Consider the following 12,076-nt stretch of genomic DNA (forward strand, 5'->3'; position numbering starts at 1 on the left):
CATGACGTATGAGTTCCTGGTGATGGCGCTCCTGTTCCTGGTGCCGGGCGCCCTCATCTGGCTCGTGCGCGTGGACCTGCGCGGGTTGATGCGGAGGGCGGCGTTGGCCTCGCTCCCGTTCGCGGCGACCGAGTGGCTGTTCTATCCGGAGTACTGGACTCCCCGGTTCCTGTTTGGCCTGGCGGATAGAATCGGCTTCGGCCTGGAGGACGTGCTGTTCGTCGCCGGGCTCGGGGCTTTCTCTTCCTGTGCCTATGCGGTGGCGTTCCGCCAGACGGTGGTACCCCGGAGCCGCGGCCTGCATCCGTGGAGACGGGCCGCGGGAGGCATCGTGGCCACGCTGGCGATGGCGGGGCTGTTGCTCGCGGTGGGAGTGCCCATCCTCTATGCCTCGGTAGCAGCGATGGTGGCGTGCACCCTGGGCGTGCTGGGAATGCGCCAGGACCTGCTGCTTCCGAGCCTGCTCGGGGCCGCGGTGTCGGGCGTCATCTACCTGGGCCTGTGCCTGGTCTTCGAGCTGTTGGTGCCCGGTGTCTTCGAGCGCACGTGGCGGCCGAGCCTGTTGCTGCGCGGTGCGTTCCTCGGGGTCCCGCTGGATGAGCTGCTGTACGGAGCCGGCGCGGGCCTCGCCGCGACGGCCTTTCCAGCCTGGGCCTTCGAGCTCGCGTTCGCGCCGCTCCCTTCGCGCGGGTCTACTTCCAGAAACCCTCGTGCACCTCACGGGCCTCTGGCAGGTCCACCGGGCCCACCACCTCGGTAGACTCGGAGCCGCGGGCGAAGACCTCGCGGCAGGACATGCGGAGGGCGGGCTCGGCGGTGCCGACGAGCTGGCCCAGCCCCTCGGAGGAGAGCGCGAAGACAACCCGCCGCACGCCGCCCCAGAAGATGGCGCCCGCACACATGGCACAGGGCTCGGTGCTGGCGTAGAGGGTGCTGCCGGCGAGCTGCTCGGGGGAGTAGTGCTGGGTGGCCTCGCGCATGAGGTTGGACTCGGCGTGGCCGGTGCAGTCCCGCTCCATCACCACGGTGTTCTCCCCCTCCAGGAGGACACGCCCGTTCCTGTCCACCAGCACCGCGCCGAAGGGGTGGTTGCCTCGCTCGCGGGCCTTGCGCGCCAGCTCGATGGACTGCTTCAGGTGCCTCTGCTCGTCTGGATGCATTCCGTTTCCTCCTCCGTTGGAATGGGCGCTCAAGGGAGCGAGTCCAAGCTGGCGAACAGCCGCTCCACGTCGGCGAGCGTGTTGTAGTGCAGCAGCGAGACGCGCACCGCGCCCTCGGGCATGAGGCCCAGCGCCTGCATGGACAGGGTGGCGTAGTAGTGGCCCGCGGCAACGCCCACCCCATTCCGGGCGAGGTGCTCGGCCACGGCGCGTGGAGGGACTCCGGGTACGTTGAAGCAGAAGGTGGCCACGCGGCCCTGGGGCTCGGGGAGGCCGTACAGCCGCACGCGCTTGTGAGCCTTCAGCCGCTCCAGCGTGGACTCCAGCAGCGGGCGCTCCAGGGACTCGATGCGGCGGAAGGCCTGCTCCAGCCCCGCGCGTCCGGGCTGTCCGCCACCGAGCACCTCGCGCACGTAGCGCAGCGTCCCCAGCCAGCCGGCGAGGCCCTCATGGTTGGCGGTGCCGGGCTCGAACTTCTGCGGGCTGTCCTCGGGAACGAACCACAGCTTGTCCGCGGGCAGCCGGGGCAGCAGCTCCTGGCGAACGTACAGGCAGCCCATGTGGGGACCGAAGACCTTGTAGGGCGAGAACACGGCGAAGTCCGCGCCCCAGGCCCTCACGTCGGGCAGCTGGTGCGGGCTGGCGTGCACCGCATCGACGATGATCCACGCGCCCACGGAATGGGCGAGCGTGGCGGCGGCAGCCACATTGGGCGCGGTGCCCACCGAGTTGGCGGCGGCCGTCACCGCGACGAGCCGGGTGCGCGCGGTGAGCAGCGCGCGAAGGTCCGCCAGCTCCAGCCGTCCCTCGGGCCAGCGCGCGCGCCACACCTTCACCACCGCGCCCTGTGCTTCCAGCCAGCGCCAGGGACTGGCGTTGGACTCGTGCTCCAGCTCCGAGATGATGACCTCATCCCCTGCGTGAAACAGGCGCGAGAAGGCGCGCGAGAGCTGGAAGGTGAGGGCGGTGGCGCTGGTGCCGAGCATGACCTCCTCGGGCTGACAGCCGAGGAACTCGGCGGTGGCGGCGCGGGCCTGGGCTTTGACCTCGGTGGCGCGCAGGGACGCCGGATAGGGCTGGCCCACGTTGCAACTCCCACCCGTGAGGAACTGGGAGATGGCGTCGATGGTGTGGGAGGGCACCTGGGCCCCTGCGGCGTTGTCGAGGTAGCTGAAACCCGAGCGCAAGGCGGGGAAGTGCTCGGCAAAAGGGGAGGTCATGGCGCGCGCAGCATAACGTTCGCCGGTGCCTGGTGCTGCCGTGGCATTGGAAGCGGCCATGACGCACCGATACGTTTCGGCGTCTCAGAGGTGCGCACCCTCTCCCTTTGGGAGAGGGCGGGGGGTGAGGGGAGTCCCCTGCGTGTCTCCGCTAGTGCAGCGCGGTGCCGGACTCGTCGAGGTTCACCTTCTCGTTCTCTCCTGGGCGGTACGGCTCGCCGGTGAGGACGCCCTTCACGAAGCCCACGAGCTGCACCATGCGCTTGTTGGGGGTGTCCCAGAACTCGGCCTTGTTCACTCGGACGCACAGGAGCGCGAGCTCGGGATCATCCAGTCCTTGGGGGAACCAGGCCTTGAGGGTGGGGTTCCACAGCTCGCGGGCCTTCTCCTTGTCGCGCACCAGCCGGGCGGAGCCGCTCACCGACACGTAGCGATCCCTCGCGGGCTCCGAGTAGGAGAGGCTGACGTGATGGTCTCGCTCCACCTCGTCCACCTTGGGCGAGTGCTCGCGGGTGAAGAACCACAGCTCTCCGTCGAAGTCCCGGTCCTGCGTCCACATGGGGCGGCTGCGCAGGGTTCCGTCCTGCTCCACCGTCGTCATCATCGCGACCTGGATACCGTGGATGAGCTCGCCCAGGTGAACGATGGGGTCCTTCTTGTCCGTCTTCTTCGTGGCCATTCCTGCCTCCCAAGTGCTCACGGTAAGCAGGGTGGCAGGGCCTGACAGGCGCGCGGATGCCGCCCTCTTGTCCGCACGACGGGGGAGCCCCGGGGGGCAGGTTGCAGCGGACGCGCACGATGCGTACGTGAAACCGCCGCGTGTTGCCTGCCGCCGTGCAACCTCCGCAGCAAGTTGCAGCGGACGCGCACGATGCGTGCGTGAAACCGCCGCATGTTGCCTGCCAGGCAACAACATCCGTGCGAAGACAGCCATGGATGCACCGATAATTATCGGACCGCGAGAGTCGCCATCTTCACGAATGAGAGGCGTTGCCGGGTGCCGCGATACGTGAACTATCAAATGCCTGTTTCTTCTCGTGCGGTCGCGCTCGTCCCTCTCTCCGCGTCGCTGTGCAGCCGGGCATCACCCATGTACTCTGCCTCTCTGTTCTTCGCGGCCTTGGCCGCACTTCCGGACAGGGGGCTGTATGGCTGGCATCCTGGGAATGGAGGGCCTGTCCACAGCGCAAGTGCAGGATGAGCTGCGACGCGGTGGACGGTTCGTGGTCTTCGAGTATTGCGTCTCCTTCCTCACTACGACCATGCGACGTTCGTCGGATGTCTATTTCATCCGGGCCGGGCAGAGCACTTTCGTCTTGAGTCTCGGCTACACGCTGCTGTCGCTGCTGCTCGGGTGGTGGGGGATTCCGGGCTTCATCTACACGCCCCTGTGTCTCGCCACGAACCTGCTCGGGGGCAAGGACGTGACGGAGATGGTGGTGCCCTCGCTGCTGGCGCCCCGGTATGACCCGAGCCTCGGGTATTAGCGGAGGCCGCTCACTGCACCGCTTCCCACGAGAAGTGGGACATGAACATGGAGCGCCGGCCGAGATGGTACGTGAGCGCGAAGTCCGCGTAGTCGTACGCGCCCGCCCTCGGTAGTTGGAAGCTCCGGCCCGCGGAGAGCTGTGCACACGACGCCACCAGCGCCATGTGCGTGAAGGCCTGCGGGAAGTTGCCCATTGCCTCGCCCGTGCCCGGCACCGCCTCCTCGGCGTAGAGGCCCACGTCGTTGGCCAGGCTCAGCAGGTAGCGCAGCAGCTCCTCCGCCTCGTGCGTTCTGCCCGAGTGCACCAGCACGTCGTGCAGCCAGAAGGAGCACAGCAGGAAGGTGCCTTCTCCGCCGCTGAGTCCGTCCGGGGCGTCGTAGCGGTAGAGGAGTCCGCCCTTCTCCAGCCGCTGGCGCACCATGTCCACCGTGCGGCTCACCAGCGGGTGGGCGGACGGGAGGAAGCCCAGCGCCGGCAATTGCAGCACCGAGGCATCCGCCAGGTTTGTGCCCACCGACTGGGGGAACCACCCGTTGCGAGCGCCCTCCTTCAGCAGGTACTCGCGCACCAGCGCGCGCTCACGCACCCAGCGTCCCACCGGGGCTGGCAGCCGCCGAGCTCGCGCGATGCGGATGGCCCGGTCCAGCGCCACCCAGCACAGCAGCTTCGAGTGGACGAAGTGCCGGGGCTCGTCGCGCACCTCCCAGAGGCCCTGATCTGGCTGGCGCCAGCGCTCACACACGTTGTCCACCAACCCGCGCAGGAACTCCCAGTTCCTCTGAGACATCCGCCGGCCCATCTTCGAGAAGAGCCACGCGCCCTGGAGCATCTCCCCGAAGACGTCGAGCTGCAGTTGCTTCACCGCTCCATTGCCGGCGCGCACGGGTCTCGAGCCCTGGTGGCCCTCCAAGTGCGGCAGCTCCACCTCGGGCAGCAGCCGGTGGCCGCGGATGCCGTACATGATTTGAACGTCCTCGGCCCGGCCCGCGCTGGTGCGTGCCAGCCAGTGCTCGAAGGCGAGCGTCTCCTCCTGGTAGCCCAGCAGCATGAGGGAGATGAGGGTGAGTGTGGTGTCGCGCAGCCAGGTGTAGCGGTAGTCCCAGTTGCGCACGCCGCCCGGCTCCTCGGGCAGGGAGGTGGTGGGGGCCGCCACGATGGCGCCCGAGGGCGCATACGTGAGCGCCTTGAGCACCAGGGCCGAGCGCCGCACCGCGTGCAAGTACTCTCCTTCGTAGGCGCAGTGGGAAATCCACTCGCGCCAGAAGGCCACGGTCTGTTCCAGCCGGCGGCGCATCGCCGCGAGGTCTGGCATCTCCGCTGGGCTGCGCTCGACGAGCGAGGGCGTCCAGGCCGCTTCCACCCAGGCCTCGTCTCCGGCGCGCATGAGCCAGCGGGCGCGCAGGGCGTTCTCGTGCGCCGTCAGCGGACGCGTGGCCGTCACCCAGAGCGCATCGGCGCCGCCCACCAGCTCGGCCGTCTGGGGCGAGGTGAGGCGGATGCGCGGCACGAAGGCGCCGTATTCGAAGCGTGGTGCCACCACCACGCGGGCCTGCACCTGGCCTCCGATACAGCGCAGGCGCCGCAGCAGCGCGTGCCGCGTCCCCACCCGGGGGCTGTGGGCCAGGCCAGTGCGCACGGGCATGCAGTCCGTCAACTCCAGCACGCCGGTGGGGGTGGTGAAGGTGGTGACGAGCACATTGGTGTCGTCGATGTAGCGGCGGGTGGACTGGTAGGGGCCCTCGGGACTCACCCGGAAGGAGCCGCCTCGGCCCACATCCAGGATGCGGCAGAATGCCGCGGGTGAGTCGAACCGGGGAAAGCAGGCCCAGTCGATGGACCCATCCCGGCCCACCAGGGCCGCGGAGTGGCAGTCACCCAGCAAGGCGTAGTCGTCGATCCGCTGCCGCATCCCGTCTCCCGGGGGCCACTCCAAGACCAGGGGCCTCCTCCGTCATTGAGTACGGGGGAAGGCCGTTGCAACCGCCACCGGAGGGCAGTGGGTCCTGGTGTGCTCCCGCTCCAGTCAGGGAAGCGGGCGCCACCTGGACGGCTGATGGGCCGACAGAGAAGGCGTGGCGCGTGTCAGATCCATCGGGTCTCCTGCGTCCCGGGCCCCTATGAAAGCTGAACATCTCTTTATTCCGACCCCCTGTGCTCCCCAGTCCCTTGGCTGGAATGGAGAGGGGCTCGTGGATTGGGTCTCCGGCGGCACGCGCTACGGGCTGGACGGGAGGAGCATCGATTCCCACGTCCATCATGGCTATCGCTTCGATGCCGCGGTGACGTCCCAGGATGGCCGGTACGCCGTCATCTACGAGAAGCTTGGCACCAAGGCGGCCCTGCTCCGGGACGGGCGGCATGTGCGCGAGCTCAATCGCAGCTACTACCACGCGAATGCCTACGAGTATCCCATCGCGCTCCTGACCCTGCCGAGCGGCCGCACGCTCCTGGCCCACTGTCCCGAGGAGTATTGCACTCTGGAGCTCGAGGACGCGGAGACGGGGGAGCGACTCACCCGGCGGGACAGCAAATCACCAGACTTCTTCCACTCCCGGCTGCAGTTCAGCCGTGATGGCCGCTACCTGCTCAGCGCGGGGTGGATCTGGCACCCCGTGGATGCGGCGTCCACCTTCGACGTGGCTCGCGCACTCGAGCAGCCCGCGTCGTTGGACCAGCCCCAGGACTTCGAGGTGGGGGATTGCTTCCTGGAGATCCACTCGGCGGCCTTCGGGGAGAGGGATCTACTGGTGATGGATTGCTCGGGGTTGGACGGGGACGAGACGCCCTTCGAGGACGGACGGCCGACGGACACGGCGCGCCTTGGGGTGTACTCACTCACCGAGCGGCGTTTCCTGTCCATGGCGCCCCTGGACAGGCCCGCGGGGACCCTGATGGTGATGGACGGCTACGCGGTGGGTTTCTTCGAGCATCCCCGGCTCATCGAGCTCGCGACGGGGCGTGTCGTGGAGAGCTGGCCGGGGCTCGCCACGGGCATGCAGTCCAGCAGCATCATCCGTCACCTGCCATCGCTGCCGCCGCTCGCGCTGGACCCGGTGGGGCGCCGTTTCGCGGTGGGGACGGACAAGGGCATCGAGGTCATCCGCTTCAGCCCCTGAGTTCTTTCTGCTCCCGCGGCCATTTCCCCTCTCCCCTCGGGAGAGGGACGGGGTGAGGGTATCCGTCACCGTATTCCCCCCGAGAGAGCAACACGGTGACGGTCCTGGCTCACTGCACTACTCGCCGAGGATGCTCTCCGAGGCAACCGAGTTGCGAGGGATGCGGAGCAGCACCGAGCCATCGTTCGCATCCACGTAGACAAGCTCCTCCAGGGTCAGACCGTCGCGGTCGTACGTCGTCACGAGCACCTCGTAGGCGAGGAGCGCGGGACGGACGCCATGCGGGCGGACGTAGGTGATGCCGAGGACCTGCACGGAGCCATCTTCGTCGGAGGACCCGGCGGCGACGGCGCTGGCCTCGTCCGGGCTCAGCCGCGGGCTGGAGACGCGCGACGTGACGGAGGCTGTCTCTGCGGCTGGGTTTGGCTCATTGGAAGACAGCTCATCCTGGGGACCGCAGGCGGTGACAGCGAGCGACAGGCCAGCCGCGGTGAGGACGCGGAAGAGCGATTGCGAGTTCATGAGGATTGCTCCCATGGAGGAGAAGGGGTGGAGCCCTCCAGGTGAGCTCGTCGCGCGAGTCCTGGAGGAGGGAGGCCTGGGCGAGCGCCTTCGGGAGTACGCGCCTTCGAGAAGGCGGCGGGAGGCTGCCTTGAACCCAAAGGGAATTCCACTTTTTCTCGTATTTCAATTCTGGATTAATTTTCTAGTTTGACGGTTACTAGTATGGCGCGCTCAGTCATGGGCTTGGGCGAGCAGACGGCGCGTGGCCTCGTGGCGCGGCGCGTCCAGCACCTGGGAGGGGTCCAGGGCGCTCGTCGGCTCGTCGTAGAGCAGCACGGCCGGGTCCATGGGCGCCGGAGTCTAGCCCCTGGCGCTCAGTCGTCGAGGTTGCGACCGGGCTGTGCCGCGGGAAGAGGGGGCGCCTTCCACACCAGGGGGGTGAGCGAGCCCAGCAGCACGAACAGCACCTGCATCCCATGGGCGAGCAGCGCGATGGACATGGCCCGAGCGGTGGTGGTGCCGAAGGCGTTGGCCGACAGCGCGAAGGCCCCATCGCTCACGCCGAAGCGTCCCGGCACCAGGATGCCTACCGCCATGGACAGCAGGTGGAGCCCCTGGGCGACGAGCGCCTCCAGCGCCGTCGTGTCGATGCCCACCGCCATGGCCAGGGTGCCGTACTGCACCACCTGAAGCGTCCGGCCGAGGAAGGTGGCCACGAGGGGCTGGGCGGGTGGCAGCACGCCGCCGTGCAGCGCTTTCTGGAAGGACTCGGTATGGGGGGCGAAGCGGTGGAGGTGGTGCTTCAACCACGCTCCGGGCCCGTGCGCCCGCATGCCCGCGTGCATTCCCAGGCCCGCGAGCAACATCACCAGCGCGTGGACACCGAGCGCCAGCGTCAGCCACGAGGCGCCCGTCAGCAGGTACGCCGCCAGGGTACAGGGAAGGGAGATAAGGCCGCCGGACACCAGCGCGGCCACCTGCGACGTGGCCGCTGCCGCCATGGCTGGGGCACCGCCCGTATAGGGGCTGAGCAGCGCCGCCTTCGTCGCCTCACCCGCGGCCCGTCCCGCGGGTGCCACGCTCGACACCGCCGCGCTGATGAGCTGTGCGCGCAGGATGCTGCGGAAGGGCACGTCTCGCGTCCGGCTGCCATACGCCACCCAGGTGGCCACCGCGTTCAGGGATTGGCGTGCCACCTCGAGCAGGAGCACCAGGGGCAGCCAGGGCGCCGCGCGCGCCAGCACCCGTCCCAGCTCTTGGGGGCCCACGTCGTCGACGAGCAGCACGAGGAGGGCCACGCCCAGCACCGCGAAGGTCGGGTGCAGCACTGCCATCACCCGCGCCCCCAGTGGCTTGTGCACCTTCAGGGGGACGCTCATGGCTACCCGTTTCGGGAGTCTCATGAAGTGTGACCATGGGGGCTCACCGAGACTCCATTCCTGTTGCTCGCCGCCCCCCATCCACCCTCCCTCTCCGCCGCGCGAGCAGCGGATGTCCGTAAAGGTGCGCAGCCTGAGGCTTGCTGGCGAGGGTGCCGTGGGTCCGTACTGCGGGACGGTGCCCGCGTTCGCGGGTGGACAGCGTGAGGGGACGGAAGTCAGAGGAGGAGGAGCGGCCCCACGGGGTGGCGGAACGTGATAGGGGCAGCCGCCCTGCCCGAGGGAAGTCCCCGGGGATGGAGTGCGGGCCGCACCAGGTCCGAGGAGATGGAAGGCATGCTGCAGACGGCGATGAACGAGTGGGCCATCAAGGCAATCCAGCTGGAGACGGCGCTGATGGCGCTGGACGAGGTGGGGCTGCCCGCGAGCATGAAGGGGCTCCAGGAGAAGGCCGAGCAGGCCATGCTGGCCCTGGTGCGTGGTTGGCTGGAGCAGAAGCCCAAGGCGGACGAGCGCAAGTGGAAGGTGACGCCGGCGCAGGAGGGGGCCTCGCCGAAGGACGAGGAGCTCGCCGACGTGGTGTCTCACCTGAAGGAGGAGGGGGTGGAGTGGAGCGTCTACCTGGCCACCAGCGACAAGGGGGACTCGGTGGAGACGCTCGTCGCGGAGGACCGGGGGTGGATGGCGGCGGGTGGCGAGTACTACTCGGGCCAGTGGGACGAGGACACGCAGCAGCTCGAGGTGGGCCGTGACGACGAGGAGGGTGAGCTGGGAACCGGCCTCGTCTTCACGCTCACGGGCGAGCTCGTGTACGAGTCGCAAATCGAGGGCTGAGCGCGGCTACAGGCCGAGGTACGCCACCATGCGGGCCCGGGTCTTCTCGTCGGGCAGGCGCCCGGAGCCCGCGCGGAGGTTGTCCTCGAGGTGGCGCGGGTTGCTGGTGGCGGGGATGGGGCAGGTGACGGCGGGGTGTCCGAGCAGGAACTTGAGGAAGAACTCCGCCCAGCTCTTGCAGTCGAAGTCAGCGGCCCAGGGTGGCAGCGACTTGCCCTTCACCTGGCGGAAGAGGTCTCCACTCTCGAAGGGCTGCATCACCAGGACAGCGGTGCCGTGCTCGGCGGCGGCGGGAAGCAGACGCTTCTCAGCGTCGCGCCGGGCAATGGAGTAGGGAAGCTGCACGAAGTCGAGCGACTCCTCGCGGATGAGCTTCTCCAGGTCGTCGAAAGCGCCGAGCTGGTAGTGGGTGACGCCGAGGTAGCGGATGCGGCCGGCGGCCTTCCACTCGCGCAAGGTGGGCAGGTGGGTGCGCCAGTCCACGAGGTTGTGCACCTGCATCAAGTCGAGCTGTCCAGGGCGCATCTTGCGCAGGGAGTCGCGCATCTGCTCCACGCCGACCTCCTTGCCGGTGGTCCACACCTTGGTGGCGAGGAAGGGAGTGCGCTCCTGGCCGAGCTCGCGCAGCAGGTCCCCCACCACCTGTTCGGCGCGGCCGTACATGGGGGAGGAGTCGATGACGCGGGCGCCCGCGGCCAGGAACTTCTTGAGCACTTCCTTCTGGGATTTGCGCTCGGCGGGGGAGGGCCCCACGTCGAACGTCTGCCAGGTGCCGAGCCCGATGACGGGCAGCTTCTCACCGCTCTTGGGAATGGTGCGCGTCAGCATGGGCGAGAAGGTAGCAGGTGACAGTTGGGCGAGGCCCCGGTGTTTCAGTCGCCAATAGCTCCCATTTTACAAAAAGGGTGAGGCGATGAAGCTCCAGGTCTGGGTGTGTGCGGGGGTCATGGCGGGGATGGTGTCGTTTCCGGCAGGCGCCGAGCAGCCGGCTCCCGAGGCGCCACCCGCGCAGGTCGTGCACAAGCCCTTCAGTGTCTCGTTGCTGCCTGGCATCAGCACCAACGGTTTCTCGAGCGGCAACGTGGTGAACAACATCTCCGTGGGGATGCTCGCCACGCATGCGGGCCGAGTGGACGGCCTGGCCATGGCAATGGTGGGCAACTGGGTGGACCGGGAGATGAGGGGGATGGAGCTGGCGGTAGGGGCCAACTACGCCGGCCAGGTGCAGGGCACGCAGATGGCGGTGGGCCTGAACGTGGCGGGGGGGGCGATGAGGGGCTGGCAGTCGGCGGCGGGGGTCAACGTGGCGGCGGGGGAGATGGTGGGAGCGCAGTTCGCGGCGGGCCTGAACGTGGCGTCGGGGAAGGCGTGGGGACTGCAGGCGGCGTCGGGGCTCAACATTGCCCAGGAGCTGGTGGGCGTGCAGATGTCCGCGGGGCTGAGCATCGCGGGCAACCTCCAGGGCGCCCAGCTCTCGGTGGTCAACATCGGGGGAGACGTGAGCGGTGCGCAGGTGGGCATCGTCAACGTAGGCCGGCGGGTGAAGGGCCTGCAGCTGGGCCTCATCAACGTGGCGAGCGAGGCGGACAGCTCGATTGGCCTATTGAGCTTCGTGGGCAACGGCCAGCAGCACGTGCAGGTGTGGGGCAGCGAGATGTTGATGACGAACGTGGCATTGAAGCTGGGGGGGCGGACGATGCACACGCTCTTCACGGTGGGCCTGAGGCCTGGGAGCGAGAGCCGGCAGCGGCTATGGGCGACGGGACTGGGAGTGGGGGGACACATCCCGGTGGGGCCCTTCTTCGTGGACGTGGACGTGCTGGCCAGCTCGCTGCATACGGGAGGGTTCATCGAGCCGACGGGGCACTTGCTGGGCCAGTTGAGGGTGGTGGCGGGTTGGCAGCCGGTGAAGCACTTCGCCATCTTTGGAGGGCTGACGGCGAACACGCTCGTGTCCTTCGAGGATGAGGAGGTGCAGGGGGTAGACCGCTTCAAGCTGGGGCGGGTCTACGACACAGACCGAGTACGAGTGCAGACGTGGCCAGGTCTCGTCGCAGGCCTTCAAATCTGAGCGCCCTCCACCCCACCTCTCCCTCTCCCTCTGGGAGAGGGTCGGGGTGAGGGTAAAAGCGCCCGTCCCCGTGCTCCCACCGTGAGGAAGGAAGCGAGCCCCGGGTTGCACCTCGGAGACCCAACCGTGCCGAAAGGGAGGGGGCTGGTCGCAGAAGGAGGAGTACCTAGGTTCCAGATGCGTGCCCGGCACGGGACGAACAGTTGGTGTCCGGTGCGGGACGGGGTGGGTACCGGATGGTGGGTGTGGGGCAGGCGAGCCCGTGCCGGACGCGCTCCTCTTCAATGAGCTCAGGGTGAGAA

Annotated in this window: 12 protein-coding genes; 5 read left to right on the forward strand and 7 right to left on the reverse strand. The window is 68.4% G+C overall.

Annotated features, from left to right (window positions below):
* Nucleotide 1: 1 nt before the first annotated feature.
* Nucleotides 2-760: a lycopene cyclase domain-containing protein gene (locus OV287_RS03845; RefSeq protein ID WP_267532607.1), complete on the forward strand. Its 759-nt coding sequence runs from the start codon at nucleotides 2-4 to the stop codon at nucleotides 758-760.
* Here OV287_RS03845 and OV287_RS03850 read toward each other — a convergent pair.
* The 3 genes from OV287_RS03850 to OV287_RS03860 form a co-directional block, all read right to left on the reverse strand.
* Nucleotides 693-1,160 carry a nucleoside deaminase gene (locus OV287_RS03850; RefSeq protein ID WP_267532608.1) on the reverse strand — a complete coding sequence of 156 codons (468 nt, stop codon included), beginning with the start codon at nucleotides 1,158-1,160 and terminating at the stop codon, nucleotides 693-695. The genes OV287_RS03845 and OV287_RS03850 overlap by 68 nt on opposite strands.
* A 29-nt stretch (nucleotides 1,161-1,189) precedes the next feature.
* Nucleotides 1,190-2,380, reverse strand: a complete 1,191-nt coding sequence (locus OV287_RS03855) for a cysteine desulfurase-like protein (protein ID WP_267532609.1) — start codon at nucleotides 2,378-2,380, stop codon at nucleotides 1,190-1,192.
* 151 nt (nucleotides 2,381-2,531) lie between these two features.
* Nucleotides 2,532-3,059, reverse strand: coding sequence for a pyridoxamine 5'-phosphate oxidase family protein (locus OV287_RS03860; RefSeq protein WP_267532610.1), 528 nt, complete (start codon nucleotides 3,057-3,059; stop codon nucleotides 2,532-2,534).
* A gap of 469 nt (nucleotides 3,060-3,528) precedes the next feature.
* Here OV287_RS03860 and OV287_RS03865 point away from each other — a divergent pair, with 469 nt between their 5' ends.
* Complete coding sequence (locus OV287_RS03865; protein ID WP_267532611.1) at nucleotides 3,529-3,867, forward strand: hypothetical protein; 339 nt, start codon at nucleotides 3,529-3,531, stop codon at nucleotides 3,865-3,867.
* 10 nt (nucleotides 3,868-3,877) lie between these two features.
* Here the strand turns inward: OV287_RS03865 and OV287_RS03870 are convergent, their stop codons facing one another.
* A complete protein-coding gene (locus OV287_RS03870; protein ID WP_267532612.1) occupies nucleotides 3,878-5,779 on the reverse strand; it encodes a glycoside hydrolase family 15 protein in 1,902 nt (633 codons plus the stop codon).
* A 280-nt stretch (nucleotides 5,780-6,059) separates the two neighbouring features.
* Here OV287_RS03870 and OV287_RS03875 point away from each other — a divergent pair, with 280 nt between their 5' ends.
* A complete protein-coding gene (locus tag OV287_RS03875; protein ID WP_267532613.1) occupies nucleotides 6,060-6,986 on the forward strand; it encodes a hypothetical protein in 927 nt (308 codons plus the stop codon).
* Between the two features lie 117 nt (nucleotides 6,987-7,103).
* Here OV287_RS03875 and OV287_RS03880 read toward each other — a convergent pair whose 3' ends face one another.
* Both OV287_RS03880 and OV287_RS03885 read right to left on the reverse strand, forming a co-directional pair.
* Nucleotides 7,104-7,508, reverse strand: coding sequence for a hypothetical protein (locus OV287_RS03880; RefSeq protein WP_267532614.1), 405 nt, complete (start codon nucleotides 7,506-7,508; stop codon nucleotides 7,104-7,106).
* 356 nt (nucleotides 7,509-7,864) lie between these two features.
* Nucleotides 7,865-8,869, reverse strand: a complete 1,005-nt coding sequence (locus tag OV287_RS03885) for a lysylphosphatidylglycerol synthase transmembrane domain-containing protein (RefSeq protein ID WP_267532615.1) — start codon at nucleotides 8,867-8,869, stop codon at nucleotides 7,865-7,867.
* Nucleotides 8,870-9,205: 336 nt separating this feature from the next.
* Here OV287_RS03885 and OV287_RS03890 point away from each other — a divergent pair, with 336 nt between their 5' ends.
* A complete protein-coding gene (locus tag OV287_RS03890; RefSeq protein WP_267532616.1) occupies nucleotides 9,206-9,703 on the forward strand; it encodes a hypothetical protein in 498 nt (165 codons plus the stop codon).
* A 6-nt stretch (nucleotides 9,704-9,709) separates the two neighbouring features.
* Here the strand turns inward: OV287_RS03890 and OV287_RS03895 are convergent, their stop codons facing one another.
* Entirely contained in the window at nucleotides 9,710-10,531 is an 822-nt protein-coding gene (locus tag OV287_RS03895; protein WP_267532617.1) for an aldo/keto reductase, read from the reverse strand.
* An 85-nt stretch (nucleotides 10,532-10,616) separates the two neighbouring features.
* Between OV287_RS03895 and OV287_RS03900 the strand changes: the two genes are divergently transcribed.
* Complete coding sequence (locus OV287_RS03900) at nucleotides 10,617-11,774, forward strand: LA_2272 family surface repeat-containing protein (protein WP_267532618.1); 1,158 nt, start codon at nucleotides 10,617-10,619, stop codon at nucleotides 11,772-11,774.
* Nucleotides 11,775-12,076: the final 302 nt, after the last annotated feature.

The sequence above is a fragment of the Archangium lansingense genome (assembly GCF_026626635.1).
GTDB classification, from domain to species: Bacteria; Myxococcota; Myxococcia; order Myxococcales; family Myxococcaceae; genus Archangium; species Archangium lansingense.

Excerpts from the sequence above, each read along its gene's own strand:
- OV287_RS03870 (WP_267532612.1), bottom strand. The coding sequence starts at position 5,779 with ATGCGGCAGCGGATCGACGACTACGCCTTGCTGGGTGACTGCCACTCC.
- OV287_RS03880 (WP_267532614.1), bottom strand. The coding sequence starts at position 7,508 with ATGAACTCGCAATCGCTCTTCCGCGTCCTCACCGCGGCTGGCCTGTCG.
- OV287_RS03850 (WP_267532608.1), bottom strand. The coding sequence starts at position 1,160 with ATGCATCCAGACGAGCAGAGGCACCTGAAGCAGTCCATCGAGCTGGCG.
- OV287_RS03885 (WP_267532615.1), bottom strand. The coding sequence starts at position 8,869 with ATGAGCGTCCCCCTGAAGGTGCACAAGCCACTGGGGGCGCGGGTGATG.
- OV287_RS03860 (WP_267532610.1), bottom strand. The coding sequence starts at position 3,059 with ATGGCCACGAAGAAGACGGACAAGAAGGACCCCATCGTTCACCTGGGC.
- OV287_RS03855 (WP_267532609.1), bottom strand. The coding sequence starts at position 2,380 with ATGACCTCCCCTTTTGCCGAGCACTTCCCCGCCTTGCGCTCGGGTTTC.
- OV287_RS03865 (WP_267532611.1), top strand. The coding sequence starts at position 3,529 with ATGGCTGGCATCCTGGGAATGGAGGGCCTGTCCACAGCGCAAGTGCAG.
- OV287_RS03895 (WP_267532617.1), bottom strand. The coding sequence starts at position 10,531 with ATGCTGACGCGCACCATTCCCAAGAGCGGTGAGAAGCTGCCCGTCATC.
- OV287_RS03845 (WP_267532607.1), top strand. The coding sequence starts at position 2 with ATGACGTATGAGTTCCTGGTGATGGCGCTCCTGTTCCTGGTGCCGGGC.
- OV287_RS03890 (WP_267532616.1), top strand. The coding sequence starts at position 9,206 with ATGCTGCAGACGGCGATGAACGAGTGGGCCATCAAGGCAATCCAGCTG.
- OV287_RS03900 (WP_267532618.1), top strand. The coding sequence starts at position 10,617 with ATGAAGCTCCAGGTCTGGGTGTGTGCGGGGGTCATGGCGGGGATGGTG.